Source organism: Paracoccus sp. SJTW-4 (genome assembly GCF_047716885.1).
GTDB lineage: Bacteria > Pseudomonadota > Alphaproteobacteria > Rhodobacterales > Rhodobacteraceae > Paracoccus > Paracoccus solventivorans.
In genome coordinates, this window is record NZ_CP136681.1 from 73959 (window position 1) to 89387 (window position 15429).

General features: G+C 68.7%; 14 protein-coding genes, 1 pseudogene and 1 riboswitch. Of the genes and pseudogenes, 9 read left to right on the top strand and 6 right to left on the bottom strand.

Translation table 11 applies throughout. From position 1 onward, the window contains the following. Nucleotides 1–20: 20 nt before the first annotated feature. On the top strand, nucleotides 21–653 hold the full coding sequence (locus RSP45_RS00355; RefSeq protein ID WP_415392784.1) for a DsbA family protein: 633 nt from the start codon (nucleotides 21–23) through the stop codon (nucleotides 651–653). On the opposite strand, the gene RSP45_RS00360 is transcribed toward RSP45_RS00355, so the two are convergent. From RSP45_RS00360 to RSP45_RS00380, 5 genes are all read right to left on the bottom strand, one after another. Next, complete coding sequence (locus RSP45_RS00360) at nucleotides 592–1374, bottom strand: ABC transporter ATP-binding protein (RefSeq protein ID WP_415392785.1); 783 nt, start codon at nucleotides 1372–1374, stop codon at nucleotides 592–594. The genes RSP45_RS00355 and RSP45_RS00360 overlap by 62 nt on opposite strands. Then, nucleotides 1371–2351: a FecCD family ABC transporter permease gene (locus RSP45_RS00365; protein ID WP_415392786.1), complete on the bottom strand. Its 981-nt coding sequence runs from the start codon at nucleotides 2349–2351 to the stop codon at nucleotides 1371–1373. The genes RSP45_RS00360 and RSP45_RS00365 overlap by 4 nt, the downstream gene beginning before the upstream one ends. Next, entirely contained in the window at nucleotides 2348–3181 is an 834-nt protein-coding gene (locus RSP45_RS00370; RefSeq protein WP_415392787.1) for an ABC transporter substrate-binding protein, read from the bottom strand. Before RSP45_RS00370 ends, RSP45_RS00365 begins: the two co-directional genes overlap by 4 nt. After that, a complete protein-coding gene (locus RSP45_RS00375; protein WP_415392788.1) occupies nucleotides 3175–5229 on the bottom strand; it encodes a TonB-dependent receptor plug domain-containing protein in 2055 nt (684 codons plus the stop codon). The genes RSP45_RS00370 and RSP45_RS00375 overlap by 7 nt, the downstream gene beginning before the upstream one ends. Beyond that, nucleotides 5211–5409, bottom strand: a riboswitch (cobalamin riboswitch). (Overlaps the previous gene by 19 nt.) A gap of 378 nt (nucleotides 5410–5787) precedes the next feature. Next, the gene (locus tag RSP45_RS00380; RefSeq protein WP_415392789.1) at nucleotides 5788–6348 is read right to left on the bottom strand and encodes a CAP domain-containing protein; all 561 of its coding nucleotides are present in this window, start codon (nucleotides 6346–6348) and stop codon (nucleotides 5788–5790) included. A gap of 195 nt (nucleotides 6349–6543) precedes the next feature. Between RSP45_RS00380 and RSP45_RS00385 the strand changes: the two genes are divergently transcribed. The 7 genes and pseudogenes from RSP45_RS00385 to RSP45_RS00415 all read left to right on the top strand — a co-directional run bounded on the left by RSP45_RS00385 (nucleotide 6544) and on the right by RSP45_RS00415 (nucleotide 12419). Continuing rightward, on the top strand, nucleotides 6544–8424 hold the full coding sequence (locus RSP45_RS00385; RefSeq protein ID WP_415392790.1) for an acyl-CoA synthetase: 1881 nt from the start codon (nucleotides 6544–6546) through the stop codon (nucleotides 8422–8424). A gap of 89 nt (nucleotides 8425–8513) precedes the next feature. Further along, a complete protein-coding gene (locus RSP45_RS00390) occupies nucleotides 8514–8723 on the top strand; it encodes a DUF2945 domain-containing protein (RefSeq protein ID WP_415392791.1) in 210 nt (69 codons plus the stop codon). Then, on the top strand, nucleotides 8723–9265 hold the full coding sequence (locus RSP45_RS00395; RefSeq protein ID WP_415392792.1) for a DUF488 family protein: 543 nt from the start codon (nucleotides 8723–8725) through the stop codon (nucleotides 9263–9265). The genes RSP45_RS00390 and RSP45_RS00395 overlap by 1 nt, the downstream gene beginning before the upstream one ends. 80 nt (nucleotides 9266–9345) lie before the next feature. Further along, nucleotides 9346–9618, top strand: a pseudogene (locus tag RSP45_RS00400) (ribbon-helix-helix domain-containing protein); the annotation flags it as partial. 198 nt (nucleotides 9619–9816) lie between these two features. After that, nucleotides 9817–10212, top strand: coding sequence for a VOC family protein (locus RSP45_RS00405; RefSeq protein ID WP_415392793.1), 396 nt, complete (start codon nucleotides 9817–9819; stop codon nucleotides 10210–10212). A 74-nt stretch (nucleotides 10213–10286) separates the two neighbouring features. Continuing rightward, nucleotides 10287–10829: a Twin-arginine translocation pathway signal gene (locus RSP45_RS00410; protein ID WP_415392794.1), complete on the top strand. Its 543-nt coding sequence runs from the start codon at nucleotides 10287–10289 to the stop codon at nucleotides 10827–10829. Between the two features lie 12 nt (nucleotides 10830–10841). After that, entirely contained in the window at nucleotides 10842–12419 is a 1578-nt protein-coding gene (locus RSP45_RS00415) for a GMC family oxidoreductase (protein ID WP_415392795.1), read from the top strand. A gap of 208 nt (nucleotides 12420–12627) precedes the next feature. On the opposite strand, the gene RSP45_RS00420 is transcribed toward RSP45_RS00415, so the two are convergent. Next, the gene (locus RSP45_RS00420) at nucleotides 12628–14865 is read right to left on the bottom strand and encodes an adenosylcobalamin-dependent ribonucleoside-diphosphate reductase (RefSeq protein ID WP_415392796.1); all 2238 of its coding nucleotides are present in this window, start codon (nucleotides 14863–14865) and stop codon (nucleotides 12628–12630) included. Nucleotides 14866–15037: 172 nt separating this feature from the next. Here RSP45_RS00420 and RSP45_RS00425 point away from each other — a divergent pair, with 172 nt between their 5' ends. Continuing rightward, on the top strand, nucleotides 15038–15424 hold the full coding sequence (locus RSP45_RS00425) for a hypothetical protein (RefSeq protein ID WP_415392797.1): 387 nt from the start codon (nucleotides 15038–15040) through the stop codon (nucleotides 15422–15424). The last annotated feature ends 5 nt before the right edge of the window (nucleotides 15425–15429 follow it).

Below are 15429 nucleotides of genomic sequence, written 5' to 3' on the forward strand. Positions count from 1 at the left end.
TGTTGACCAAAGGAACTGCCATGACCACGCGCCGCCAGACCCTTGCCCTGATTGCCGCGGTTGCCGCGACGCCGGTGCTTGCGCAGACCCAGGCCCGCCCCAACCCGATGCCCGACGAGCTGCGCACCGCGCTCGAGCGGGACAAGAACGGCATCGTGCTGGGCAATCCTGCGGGCAACATCACGCTGGTCGAGTTCTTCGATTACAACTGCCCGTTCTGCAAGAAGATCCTGCCCAAGATGCAGCAGCTGATCTCGTCCGACCCGCAGCTGCGGGTGGTGTTCCGGGAATGGCCGGTGTTCGGCGCGGATTCCGAGTTCGCGGCGCGGGCGGCGCTGGCCGCGCTGGACCAGGGGAAATACTGGCAGACCCATGCCGGGCTGATGGGGCTGCGCGACCGCGCGGCCGAGCCGTCGGTGATGCGGGTGGTGCGCAAACTGGGGCTGGACGAGGCGAAGCTGCGTCGCGACATGGATTCCGACCGGGTCAGCGACCATATCGCGCGCTCGTTCATGCTGGCCGATCACATGAGCCTGATCGGCACCCCCACCCTGATCGCCGGGGACGAAGGGGTGTTCGGGGACCAGAGCCTCAAGGATCTGCAGGATCTGGTGGCGCGGGCGCGGGCGACGATGGGGGTGGCGGCAGGGTGACGAACACCGGCCCGGCTTGGGTGGGCAGGAAGCTGCCGCCCACGCCGAACACCTGCTGCAACCGCTCGGCCGTCAGCACCTGCGCCGGCGGCCCGTCCGCCACGATGCGCCCGCCCGTGCCCATCAGCACCAGCCTTTCGCAGAACCGCGCCGCCAGCGTCAGGTCGTGGATCGAGGCGATGACGGTGCGCCCCTCGGCCGCAAGCCGTGAAAACAGCGCCATCACCGCGAACTGATGCGCGGGGTCGAGCCCCGCCACCGGCTCATCCGCCAGGATCAGCGGCGTGCGCTGGGCCAGCAGCCGGGCGATCAGCACCCGCGCCAGCTCGCCCCCCGACAGTTCCGTCGCGGGGCGGTCGCGCAGGTGGGTGACCTCCATCGCGGCCATCGCCTCGGCCACGGCGGGACCGTCGGCGCGGCGGTCGGGATCGGTGCGCCGGCCCAGCCGCACCAGCGGCTCGACCGGGATCGGCCAGGCGATCTCTCGCGCCTGCGGCAGCCAGGCGGCGCGGCGGGCGCGGCGGGCGGGGGGCAGGGCGGCAAGGTCGGAAACCCCCTCGGCCGCGATCAGCCCCAGCGCCGCGCGCATCAGGGTGGTCTTGCCGGCGCCGTTCGGGCCGATCAGCCCGACGAAACTGCCCGGCGCCACCTCCAGGCTGACCCGGTCCACCACCACGCGCCCGCCGCGGCGCACGGTCAGATCGCGCAGGCTCAGGCTCATTTTCCCACCTGCGTGCGCCAGATCAGATGCAGGAACACCGGCGCGCCGACCAGCGCCATCATCACCCCCAGCTTGAGATCGCGTTCCGGCATGATCAGCCGCACCGCGATGTCGGCGGTCAGCACCAGCGCCGCGCCCCCCAGCGCCGCCGCCGGCAGCAGCCGCGAGGGCATCGCCCCCACCGCGCCGCGCAGCAGATGCGGCACCACCAGCCCGACGAAACCGACCGCGCCCGCCACCGCCGTCGCCGCCCCCACCGCCGCGGCCGCGCCCAGCACCACCTTGAGCCGCAGCGCCGCCAGATCGACGCCCATCGAGGCCGCGGCTTCCTCGCCCAGCGACAGCGCGTCCAGATCGCGCCCGGCCCACAGCAGCACCGCCCAGCCCAAGCCCATCAGCGGCAGCGCGGTCAGCACATGCCCCCAGCTGCGATCGGCCAGCGATCCCATGGTCCAGAACATGATGTCATAGGCAGCAAACGGGTTCGGCGACAGGTTCAGCACCAGCGCGGTCAGCGCCCCGGCCAGTGCCGAGACCGCAATGCCGCCCAGGATCAGCCCGAGGCCCGAGCCGCCGCGCCCGGCCAGCAGCAGGATCAGCCCGACGCCCCCCAGCGCCCCCGCCAGCCCCGCCGCCGGAACCCCCAGCCCCAGCGTGGACACGCCGGCCTGGATGGCGATCACCGCGCCCAGGGCGGCGGCGGCGGAAATGCCGATCAGCCCCGGCTCGGCCAGCGGGTTGCGCAGATACCCCTGCAGCGCCGCGCCGGACAGGCCGAGGCTGACGCCCAGCATCACCCCCAGCAGCGCCCGCGGCGCCCGGATCTCGCGCAGCACGATCCCCAGCGGCCCCTCGCCGCCCCACAGCGCCTTGAGCGAGGCCCACGGCCCCGCCCCCGCCGGCCCGATCAGCAGCGAGGCCAGCGCCAGCACCGCGACCAGCGCGGCCAGCGACAGCAGCAGGGGCGCGCGCTTCATGGTGCGCCTCTCGCGGCGGCAATCCGCGCCTCGGTCGCCAGCAGCGCCAGCGCGTCCAGCAGCCGCGGGGTCGGGCAGGTCCACAACGGGTCCGGCACATGCACCACCCGCCCCGACAGGCTGGACAGCGCCGGGTGGGTGACGATCTCCTCGGCACGCGAGGCGCCGGGATAGGGGGTGCCGGTCACGATCAGCGCCGGGTCCGCCATCACCAGCGATTCAAGGGTGATATAGCCCGCCCCCTGCATCCCCAGCCGGTCGGCCAGCAGCGAAAACCCCGCCGCGCGCAGCACATCCCCGGCCAGAGTCGCCCCGCCCGAGGAATAGCCGTTCGGTCCCCAGGTCGCGGCCAGCGGCCTGTCGCCGCCCGTGGGCAGAGAGAGCGCCGCCAGCCTCGCGTCGAAATCCGCCAGCATCGCCGCTGCCTCGGCCTCGCGCCCCAGCGCGGCGCCGACCTGCGCGATGGCCGCGCGGGCGTCTTCCAGCGAATTGGGCGGCGGCACCTCGACCACCGGCACCCCCAGCCGGTGCAGCAGCGCGACCGCGGCCCCGCCATACCCGCCCGCCAGCACCAGGTCGGGGGCGAGCAGATACACTTCTTCCGCGCGGCCGTGGTTGACGGGGAACTGCTGCGCCTCGGCCACCATCGCCGAGGACTGCGGCTCTCGCGCCAGATGCGAGACCGAGACCAGCTGCCCCGGCGCCGCCAGCGCCATGGCGATCTGGTCGGTGCAGAGATTGACCGACACCACGCGGCGGGGCGGGGTGGCGTGGGCGGCAAGCCCGATGCCACCGGCAAGACACGCGGCCACCAGCCAGGTTTTTACCATCTGGCCTGCAACCCGACATACGCGGTGCGGCCTTGCCCGTAGTACCCCCATGCCTCGGAATAATCCTTGTCGAACAGGTTCACCACACGGCCCGACAGGCGGAGCTGATCGGTGAGGTCGTAGTGCGCGGCAACATTTACGGTGGTAAAGTCGGGCAATTCGGTGGTTTCCGGTTCATAGCTGCGGAACCACTCTGCATCGTAATTGCCCGCAACACGGCGCAACTCGGCCGACACCGCGCCGCGGTCCTGCGCAAAACCGGCCTCGGCGCGCAGATGGAACTCGTGCCGGGGCGCGCGACTGATGACTGTGCCGTTTTCGCGTTTGGCGTCGAGATAGGTGTAATCGGCTCCAAGGCGGACGGTATCGCTCAACTGTATGTCGGCCGTCAGTTCGAACCCCTTGCGGGTGCTGGTGCCGGGCAGGTTGACCGAAGTGTTGCCCGCGCCGGCGATCATGTCCTTGATATCGCTATGAAACAGCGTGGCGCCAATAGTGCCCTGGCCACCCGCAATGCCCAGATCGGCGCCGATCTCATAGCCCAGACTGGTTTCTGGTGTCAGGTCGGGGTTGCCACGATAGTCACCCGAATATCCGAACTGCTGAAACATGTCCGGGTTGACCGTCGCGCGCCCGACGGCGCTGCGCAGCCGCAGGTCGCCATCCGGTAGTTGCCAGGATGCCGCCACGTTCCACGAGGTCGCGTCGTGGAACACATCGTTCAGATCGCGGCGCAACCCGGCCTGGATGCTGGTGCCATTGTCGAACATCCCCTGATATTCAAGGGCGACCGACGTCATGTCGCGTTCGTAATCTCCAGAGCCATAAGAAGAATAGTTGACATAGGTTTCCCGCTGTTTCCCAATTGCAAAGTTCAGCTTTTGTGCAGCGTTGCGGGCAAGGGGCCCGTCGATGGCCCATGTTCCAGTGTAGCGCAGGGAACGCCGGCGCGAAGCGTCACCATAATCCGGCGCGCTTTCGCGGAAATGGTCCGTATCCTGGTTCATCCCGGACAAGGTCAGGCGATTCAGCAGCCTGCCGGCCATCGCTTCGGCCTCGGTCCAGAGCGAGCCATAGGTCTCATCTCGGTCTGCGGTCAGGTCGGCGTCAATGACATAGTCGTCGGGATTGTTGTCTTCGGCCGATACGGCTTCATCATACCCATATTTCTGCCAACTCCGGCGTAGCGTGAAGCCGGTGGTAATGCCGTCCCCAAGCTCGTAGGAGCCGTCGAGGACCACCGTCTCGCGGTCGTTGAAATCACGGTCGCCGCCGGGGGTCCGTGAGGTGTCATCGCCATCGGTATGTCGGGCTGCGGCGGATAAGCTGAGACTGCCGCGAGCGCCTGCCGCGCGGACAAAGACATTGGCGGCGCGGGTGTTCTGCCCCCCGAATTCTACGCCTGCGCCATAGCTCAGTCCCGGTGCTTCGGCGCGCCTGGTCGTAATCGAGATCACCCCCGAGGTGGCATTGGGACCGTGGATTGCCGATTGCGGGCCGCGCAGGATCTCGATCCGCTCGATATCCGCGGCCAGCATACCGCTGAAGCCATAGTCGCCGCTACCAGGGGAATTGGCTTCCACGCCGTCGATCAGCACCAGCACATGATTGGATTCGCCACCCCGGATGCGAATGCCAGTCAATGTCTCGCCGGTCGAGGCCACGGAAACTCCCGGCACGCTACGCAGTGCGTCCTGCACCGTAGCAAGGCCGCGTGTCTCGATCTCCTCGCCGGTCAGGACGGTATGGGCGCGGGCAAATCCATCGGCGGCAAAGGGAGTCAATCCCCCCGACAGGATGATCGGGTCCAGCAGGATCGGCTCCTGCGCCCGCGCGGGGGCGGCGGTGGTCAGCGCAAGCGCCAGCGGTGCGGCGGTCAGGCCAAGGCGGCGGAAGGGTTCGGACATGGCGGTCCCCGGGTCGGGCGGCGGCGGTGGCGGCCGCGGATTGGAATCGGTCCGGGGGAAGCCCCGCAGACAGTGCTGGTTCACCGCTGCGGCTGGCCGCTTCGCTGGCGCGCCCCGCACCATCGAAAGGGTGATGTCCAAGCAGGTCTCCTGGCTTGCGGGTCAAGGCGGGCGCCGGCCTTCCCGGGGCTGCGGCCCCAGTGGCTCAGTTCGGCGCCGCTCTCCGCGCACAGTTGCGGGGGCAGCTACGGTTCCGGCCCGGGGGCCGTCCGTATTCCCTTTCAATCCGGCGAGGCCGGAACTTGGACAGCGGCAGATAGGCCGGAAGCCGGGCTTGCGTCAATGACCCGCGGCGCGGAGGGGGGCAGAACGGCCCCCACCCCCTGCGGCGGACGAATGGTGCGTGGCGAGCAGGCGCGAGGGCGGAAGCGGGCGGGGGAAGCAACCCAACCGGCCGGAGATCGGAGGCGGATGTATCCGCGCGGCGGGATCGGGTGCGAGGCCGCTTGGAAGGTAAGCGGCGGGGGGCGAGAAAGAAACAGTGCGGCCCCGGCGGCAGGGGACACGCGCGTGTGGCAGGACGCGGCCAGTCCGAAACCCCCTGAGCAGGTGCAACATGATGACGTATGGCCGCGCAGCGACCCAGGGCGCGCCGCGGGGCAGGCGGGAATCAGCCCCTCCCCGCAGGCCCAGGGACCCTTAGCGGCCCCGGGGCGCGGCGTAGATCGCGGCCCAGAACATGGTGCGGCCATCGGCCGCAACTGCGCGGCCGATGCCGAAATCCGTCGCCTGCGGCAGCATGATGTTGCGAAGATGCCCGTCCGAGCCGTTCCAGGCGTGCAGCACCTGTTCCAGGCTGAAGGGCCCGGCGGCGATGTTCTCGGCGGTGATGGCGGGCTTGTAGCCCACCCCCTTGACCCGCTGCGACGGGCCCTTGCTGGCAGAGCCGCGATGCGCCATCTGCCCGCGCATCGCCATGTCGCAGGCGTGGCGGGCCGCGGCCTCGGCCAGCTTGGGGTTGGGGCGCAGCGGCTGCAGCCCGGCGGCGGCGCGGCGGGCGCTGGTCACCTGTGCGGCGGCCTTGTTCTCGGCGGCGGCGGTGGCGAAGCACTGCGCCTGCCCGGGGGCGGCGGCCTGCACCAGGATGTCACCCGACACCTGCCGGATCCAGGCCGGGCGCGGGATTGCCGGTTCCGCCTGCATCACCGCGGGAAGCGCGATCATCACCCCTGCGACGATCAGCGAAATCAGCTTGTCCATGTCGGTCTTTGTCCAGAGCCACTTCCGTAAAGAACAACCAGAAGGAGTGGCGCCCTGACAAGCTTCAAGTAATTAAACTTGTTAACACCCCGCTGGTTGACGCCGCGTTCCGGCAGTCTTTCGCCTTGGATAACTTGCCCAACAGGCAGAACTCGGCGCATCCTTTCGGGAATGCGCCAACAAGGGGGGAAACGGATGTCGCGCTTTGCCAGCATTGCCGATCGGGACCGTATCGAGGCCGAGATGCCCTATGCCGAGCGGCCCTTGCCAAAGACGATCTATGCGTTCCTCAGCCGCACCCGCGCGCTGCACCCGCAGCGCCCGGCGCTGGGGTTCCAGCTGCTCTCGGACCCGAAAAGCCGCAAATGCGAGCTGAACTGGACCGAGTTCCACGAGCGCGTCACCGAAGCCGCGAACCTGTTTCGGTCGCTGGGGGTGAGGCCGGGGGACACGGTCGCCTATCTGCTGCCCAACTGCCTGGAAACGCCGACGGTGCTGCTGGCCGGGGCGACCGCGGGGATCGTCAACCCGATCAACCCGCTGCTCGAGCCCGAGCAGATCGCCAGCATCCTGCGCGAAAGCAACGCCAAGGTGCTGGTGACGCTGAAATCCATGCCCAAGACCGATGTCGCGCAAAAGGCCGCGGCGGCGCTGGAAATGGCGCCCTGCGTGCAGACCGTGCTCGAGGTCGATCTCGCGCGCTATCTGAGCGGGGTCAAGCGGCTGCTGGTGGGGCTGCTGCGCCCGCGCGTCAAGGCGCGCCACAAGGCCAGGGTGCTGAACTTCGAGGCCGCGGTCTCGGCCCAGCCCCATGACCGGCTGACCTTCGACGACCCGGCCGAGGACCGCATCGCCGCCTATTTCCACACCGGCGGCACCACCGGGATGCCCAAGATCGCGCAGCACAAATATTCGGGCATGATCTACAACGGCTTTCTGGGCGGCGAGCTGCTGTTCGACGAAACCGACGTGCTGATGTGCCCGCTGCCGCTGTTCCACGTCTTTGCCGCCTATCCGGTGCTGATGTCCTGCATCCAGTCCGGCGCGCAGATGGTGATGCCGACCCCGGCCGGCTATCGCGGCGACGGGGTGATCGGCAATTTCTGGAAGCTGATCGAGCGCTGGCACGCCACCTTCCTGATCACCGTGCCCACCGCCATCGCCGCGCTGATGCAGCGCAAGGTCGATGCCGACGTCTCCAGCCTGCGCACGGCGATTTCGGGCTCGGCCGCGCTGCCGGTCGAGCTCTACAACCGCTTCAAGGCCGCTACCGGGGTCGAGATCGCCGAGGGCTACGGCCTGACCGAGGTCACCTGCCTGGTCAGCTGCAACCCGGTGGACGGGCTGAAGAAGGTGGGTTCTGTCGGGATCCCGCTGCCCTATACCACCGTGCGCATCCTGCGCCGGGTGAACGGCGATTATCAGGACTGCGCCACCGACGAGATCGGCGAGATCTGCGTGGCCAACCCCGGCGTCTTCGAGGGCTCGACCTATACCGAGATCGACAAGAACCGCGACCTGTTCGCCGAGGGGCGGTTCCTGCGCACCGGCGACCTGGGCCGGATCGACGCCGACGGCTATCTGTGGATCACCGGCCGCGCCAAGGACCTGATCATCCGCGGCGGCCACAACATCGACCCCGCCGAGATCGAAGAGGGGATGCTGTCGCACCCCGATCTGGTGGGCGCCGCCGCCATCGGCCAGCCCGACTCCTTTGCGGGCGAGCTGCCCTGCGTCTATGTGCAGCTGCGCGAGGGGGCCGAGGTCACGGTCGAGGCGCTGGCCGCCCATGCCCGCGAGCATATCCACGAACGCGCCGCCATCCCCAAGCATATCGAGATCCTGCCCGAGCTGCCGGTCACCGCGGTGGGCAAGGTGTTCAAGCCGGCGCTGCGGCGGCTGGCCATCGCCCGGGTGCTGGACCACGCGCTGCGCAACACCGGCGCCAGCGTCGCCGAGGTGGTCGAGGATCGCAAGCGCGGCCTGACCGCCCGCATCGCCCGCGGTCCCGGCACCGACGAGGCCGCGGTGCGCGCCAAGCTGGACACCTACACCGTGCCCTGGGACTGGGCCTGAAGAACCGGGGCTGAAGAACTGGCCTGTGAACGGAGCCCCGCACGGAACCCCGGCCGCGGGCCGGCATTGAGCCCTTGGTGGAGGGCGACATGGCAGAATTTTCCGTCGGCGATCACGTCAGCTGGAACTCCGAGGCCGGGCGCGTGTCCGGCCGGATCCTCAAGGTCCATCACCAGGATTTCGACTACAAGGGTCACCGCCGCCGGGCTTCGCGCGACGACCCGCAATACGAGATCAAAAGCGACAAGACCGACCATATCGCCGCCCACAAGGGGGGCGCGCTGACCAGGATCGGCTGATGGTGGCGCAGTTCACCACCATCGGCCATTCCAACCGCAGCCTGGACGATTTCACCCGGATGCTGCGCGAGGCCGGGGTGGCGATGGTGATCGACGTGCGCAGCTTTCCCCGCTCGCGTGCCAATCCGCAGTTCAACATCGACCACCTGCCCGACGCGCTGGCCGAGCTGCAGATCGCCTATCTGCACTGCCCGGCGCTGGGCGGACGCCGCGCCCTGCAACCCGGGGTGCCCGAGGACCTGAACGCGATGTGGCGGCTGCGCAGCTTCCACAACTATGCCGATTACGCGCTGGGCGGCCGCTTTGCCGAGGCGCTGGACCACGTCCTGCGGCTGGGTCGCGACCGCCGGCTGGCGCTGATGTGTTCCGAGGCGGTCTGGTGGCGCTGCCACCGGCGCATCATCACCGACCACCTGCTGCTGAACGGCCATCCGGTCGACCACCTGATGGACCTCGGGCAGATCACCCCGGCCTCGCCCACCCCCGGGGCCGAACGCACCCCCGACGGCAAGGTGGTCTATCCGCGGCGCCCGGGCCGTTGACGGCACAAAAACCGGCCCCGCCCGGTGGCCAGAGCCGTGCGGCGTGCTACTCTGGCCCCGAGTCGTGGGGGAACGATGCCATGTGCGAAATCTTTGCGCGGCAGGATCCGCGCCGTTACCAGCCGGTGACGCGCAAGCTGCGGTTGAACGGGCAAAGCACCTCGATCCGGCTGGAGCGGGCGTTCTGGGACATCCTCGACCGGATCGCGGCCGAAGAGGGGCGGACCACGCCCGGCTTCCTGTCGGCGCTGCAGTCCGAGGTGCTGGAACAGGGCGGAGAGCCGGCGAACTTCACCTCGCTTCTGCGCTGCGCCTGTCTGGTGCAGCTGGAATTGCAGGGCAGCGGCGGCGCCCGGATGCGCGACGCGGCCCGGCGGGTGGCAGGGATTGCGCCGGCCGCTCAGCCCGGGGCCCGGCCCGGCACGCAGACCGGCCCGCAGACGGCCCCGCAGGACGCCGCGATGGAAATCGCCGCGTCGTAGGATGATGCTACCCGCCGGCGCCGAACCCGTCCCACAGTCCGGGGGAAGGGACGATGGAAGGATGCCGGCATGGCCAAGATGATTCACTCGATGATCCGGGTGCTGGACGAGGCGCGCTCGGTCGCGTTCTACGACGCGGCCTTCGGCCTCAAGGTGGCCGAGCGGCTGGATTTCGACAGCTTCACCCTCGTGTATCTATCGAACGCCGAAACCGGCTTCGAGCTGGAACTGACCATCAACAAGGGCCGCGAGGAACCCTATGAGCTGGGCAACGGCTACGGGCATCTGGCGGTCTCGGTCGAGGACGTGGACTCCGAACACGCGCGGCTGACCGCGCTGGGGCTCAACCCCCGCAAGCTGGTCGATTTCGCCCCGGGCGGCACGGTGCTGGCCCGGTTCTTCTTCATCCAGGACCCCGACGGCTACGAGATCGAGGTCCTGCGCCGCGGCGGCCGCTACCTGTAGCGGCCCCGCGCAAGACCGGCAGCCAGCCCGCGGGGAACGGAGCGCGGGCGGCCACCAATTCAGGGAGGACTGACATGAACGACACTGCGATTTCCCCCTCTGGCCCTGCGGTCAGGGGGCTGACCCGGCGCGGCCTGCTGGCACGCGGGTTTGCGGCGGGGGCGGCGCTGGTGGTGGGCGCGGGCTTCGTCGCCGCGCACGACGCGGCCTGGGCGCTGGAAACCACGGCGCTGAAGCCGGAAACCATGGCGACGCTGATCCAGATGGCGCGCGACATCTATCCGCATGACCGCATCGCCGACCGTTTCTATGCCATCGCCGTCAAGGGCTACGATTCTCCCGACAGCGCCGCGATGATCGAACAGGGCGTCGCCGCCCTGAACCAGCTGGCGCAAAGCCGCGGCTTTGACAGCTACCTTGCCGCAGGGTGGGAGGCCGACCGCGTCGAGATGCTGCGCATGATCGAGCACGGCCCCTTCTTCCAGACCATCCGCGCCGGGCTGGTGACCGGGCTTTACAACCAGAAAGAGGTCTGGCCGGTCTTCGGCTACGAAGGCGAAAGCTTTTCCAAGGGCGGCTACATCGACCGCGGCTTCAACGACATCGACTGGCTGTAAGGGGGGAACGACATGGTGGACGTGGCAAGATTCGACCATGACGACGCCTCGGTCGTCGTCATCGTGGGCACGGGATCGGGCGGCGGCGTGCTGGCCAACGAGCTGGCGCAGAAAGGCGTCAAGGTCGTGGCGTTGGAAGCCGGCGGGCGCTACCTGCCCGAGGATTACATCAACGACGAATGGGACAGTTTCGCGCAGCTGAGCTGGGGCGACATGCGCACCACCTCGGGCGACTGGCGGGTGTCGCGCGATTTCGCCAACCTGCCGGCGTGGATCGTCAAGGCGGTGGGCGGCACCTCGATCCACTGGGCCGGCGCCTCGCTGCGGTTCCAGGAACACGAGTTCAAGGCGCGCACGACCTATGGAAACGTGGACGGGGCCAATCTGCTGGACTGGCCGATCACCCTGTCCGAGCTGGAACCCTATTACGACCGCGCCGAAAAGAAGCTGGGGGTGACGCGCACCAACGACTGGCCGGGGCTGCCGGGCAACAACAACTATCTGGTGCTGGAAAAGGGCGCCAAGGCGGTCGGCTACAGCAAGGTCTCGACCGGGCATATGGCCATCAACTCGATCGAATATGACGAACGCCCGGCCTGCCAGCAGACGGGTTTCTGCTTTCAGGGCTGCAAGTTCGGGGCGAAATGGTCGTCGGCTTATACCGACATCCCGCGCGGCGAGGCGACCGGCAATCTGGAAGTGCGCGACCGCTGCCATGCGACCAGGATCGAGCATGACGATGACGGCCGAGTGACCGGCGTGCGCTATATCGATGCCGACGGGACCGAACAGTTCCAGCAGGCGCGGATCGTGGCGGTGGCGGGCAATTCGATCGAAAGCCCGCGGCTGCTGCTGGCGTCGGCGTCCGAGCGGTTCCCCGACGGGCTGGCCAACAGCTCGGGGCAGGTGGGGCGCAACTACATGCGGCACATGACCGGCTCGGTCTACGGCATCTTCGAGCGCCCGGTCAGGATGTGGCGCGGCACCACCATGGCCGGCATCGTCCAGGACGAGGCCCATCATGACCCCGCCCGCGGCTTCGTCGGCGGATATGAGCTGGAAACCCTGTCGCTGGGCATCCCCTTCATGGCCGCCTTCATGGACCCGGGCGGCTGGGGCCGCGCCTTCACCTCGGCCATGGAGGGCTACGAGAACATGGCCGGCATGTGGATCGTGGGCGAGGACCTGCCGCAGGAAACCAACCGCGTCACCCTGAACCGCAATTCGCTGGACCAGTACGGCCTGCCGGTGCCCGACGTGCATTACACCGACCATCCCAACGATGTGGCGATGCGCAACCACGCCTATGCGGTGGGCGAGCGGATCTATCGCGCCGCCGGGGCCACGCGGGTGCTGCCGACGCCACCATACCCCTCGACCCACAATCTGGGGACGAACCGCATGTCGGAAAACCCGCGCGACGGGGTGGTGAACACATGGGGCCAGTCGCATGACGTGCCCAATCTGTTCGTGTCGGACGGGTCGGTGTTCACCACCTCGGCGGCGGAAAACCCGACGCTGACCATCGTCGCGCTGGCGATCCGCCAAGCCGAGTTCATCGCCGCCGAGATGGAGAAGGGGGCGATCTGAGCTGTCGCGCAAGTGAAACGGGGCGTGCCTGGCACGCCCTGTTCGGATCAACCTGCAGAAGTTTCGCGGGTTGCCCTGTGCCGGCAACACGCTGGACCTGTCGTCCACGAGGCACGGCAGCTTCAGCCGCCGCGCAATCCGGGCCTGTCGCCCCCGCCCGATCGCCGGGCAGCGTGGCCGCCCAGGCGTTGTTCAATAATCCCCCCACTCACCCGCAGCGGGAATGGCCGCAGCTGGGGCAGGTCAGGCAGCCCTCGATCATCCGCATCCCGGGCACGCCGCAGGCGGGGCATGAAGGGCCGGCGGCGATGGCCGCGCCCCCGGCCACCGGGTCGGTCTTGGGGGCGGCGCCCTCGCCGGACAGGAAGCCGATGGCGATCATGTGGCGCTCGATCACCCCGCCGATGGCGGCGAGGATCGAGGGGACGTAGCGCCCCTCCATCCAGGCGCCGCCGCGGGGGTCGAACACGGCCTTCAGCTCCTCGACCACGAAGCTGACGTCGCCGCCGCGGCGGAACACCGCGGAAATCATCCGGGTCAGCGCCACGGTCCAGGCGTAATGCTCCATGTTCTTCGAGTTGATGAACACCTCGAACGGGCGGCGGCGCCCGGCTTCCTCGATGTCGTTGACGGTGATGTAGATGGCGTGCTCGCTGCCGGGGAACTTCAGCTTGTAGGTGGCGCCGTCCAGGGCGACGGGGCGGTCCATCGGCTCGGCCAGCAGCTCGGGCGCGGCCGGTGCGGGGGCGGGCTTGTCAACCGACAGCACGGACCCCGTGACCTCGTTCGGGCGATAGGTGGTGCAGCCCTTGCAGCCCTGATCCCAGGCGGCCAGATACACGTCCTTGAACGCCTCGAAGGAAATATCCACCGGGCAGTTGATGGTCTTGGAAATCGAGCTGTCGACCCATTCCTGCGCCGCCGCCTGCATGGCGACGTGGTCCAGCGGGTCCAGCACCTGCGCGTCCACGAACCAGTCGGGGAAGGGTGCGGCGCCCATGCGCTCGCGCCACAGCTGCGCGGCGTAGTCCACGACCTCTTCCTCGGTGCGGGTGCCGTCCTTCTGCAGCACCTTGCGGGTGTAGCTGTGGGCGAACACCGGCTCGATCCCGGAACTGACGTTGCCAGCGTAAAGGCTGATGGTACCGGTGGGTGCCACGCTGGTCAGCAGCGCGTTGCGGATGCCGTGGGTGCGCACGGCCTCGCGCACATCGGCGTCCATCTTCTGCATGAAGCCCGAGGCCAGATAGCGTTCCGCATCAAACAGCGGGAAGGCACCCTTTTCGCGGGCGAGCTCGACGCTGGCCAGATAGGCGGCGCGGGCGATGCGGTGCATCCACTGCCTTGTGGCCTCGGCCGCGGCCGGGGCGCCATAGCGCAGCCCGACCATCATCAGCGCATCGGCCAGCCCCGTGACCCCCAGCCCGATGCGGCGCTTGGCCTGCGCCTCGGCCGCCTGCTCGGGCAGCGGAAAGCGCGAGGCATCGACCACATTGTCCATCATCCGCACCGCGGTCGCCACCAGCTCGTCCAGCGCATCAAGGTCCATCCCGGCCTCGGGGCCGAAGGGATCGCGGATCAGCCGCGCCAGGTTGACCGAGCCCAGCAGACAGGCGCCATAGGGCGGCAGCGGCTGTTCCCCGCAGGGGTTCGTGGCTGCGATTTCCTCGGCATAGCCCAGGTTGTTCATCTGGTTGATGCGGTCGATGAAGATCACCCCCGGCTCGGCGTAATCGTAGGTCGCGCGCATGATCCGGTCCCACAGGTCGCGGGCGCGGATGGTGCGATAGGTCTTGCCGCCGAACACCAGCGGCCAGTCGGCATCGGCCTTCAGGGCTGCCATGAAGGCGTCGGTCACCAGCACCGACAGGTTGAACATGCGCAGCTTGGCCGCATCCTGCTTGGCGGCGATGAAGCTTTCGATGTCGGGATGGTCGCAGCGCATCGTCGCCATCATCGCGCCCCGGCGCGAGCCCGCCGACATGATGGTGCGGCACATCGCATCCCACACGTCCATGAAGGACAGCGGCCCCGAAGCATCCGCCGCCACCCCCTTCACCTCGGCTCCGCGCGGGCGGATGGTGCTGAAATCATAGCCGATGCCGCCGCCCTGCTGCATGGTCAACGCCGCTTCCTTCAGCGCCTGGAAGATCCCTTCCATGCTGTCGGGGATGGTGCCCATGACGAAGCAGTTGAACAGCGTCACCGAGCGCCCGGTGCCGGCGCCCGCCATGATCCGCCCGGCAGGCAGGAATCGGAAATCCTCGAGCGCGGCGTAGAAGCGCGGCTCCCACGCGGCGGGATCGGCCTCAACCGAGGCGAGGTCGCGGGCGACGCGGCGCCAGCTGTCCTCGACCGAGCCGTCCAGCGGCTGGCCGTCGGCAGCGCGCAGGCGGTATTTCATGTCCCAGATCTGTTCGGCGATGGGGGCGGCGAAGCGGTTCATCCGGGCGTCCTGTGGTCTGTCTGCGGGGATACCCTCATGCACCGCCCGGGGCCGCGGGGCAAGCGTCCTCGGGCATCCGCCGGGGTCCGCGGGGTGCGCGGCATTTTTACCCGTGGCAAATCCTTAGCATTTCTGTAGGTCATGGAAGCGGATGTTTTTGAACGAGGTTTCCATGCGCCATCTGTCCAGACCTGCCCGTGTCGCCCGCCATATGACCCGGCTTGCCTGCCTGCCCGCCCTTGTCGTTGCCGGGGCCGCGCTGGCCTCGGCGCCCGGCGAGGTCAAGACCGGCCCGCAGACGGCCGGGGTCTCGGGCGCGATCCACCACGAGGCGCCACGGGTGCGGCCGATGGCGGTGCTGACCTATGAGGTGTTCGAGGCAACGGTGGAACACGCCGACCTGGCCGAATGTCCGGCTGCGCTGGCGCATGAGGGGCGGTTCTGCCGGCTGGTGCTGCAGAACGATGCGCTGCACGTGTTCGCTTTTGCCGAGGATGGCGACCAGCCGCTGCAGGCGCTGGTCGAATACCCGATGGAGGCGATCCGCTTTCCCGACTGAGCCCG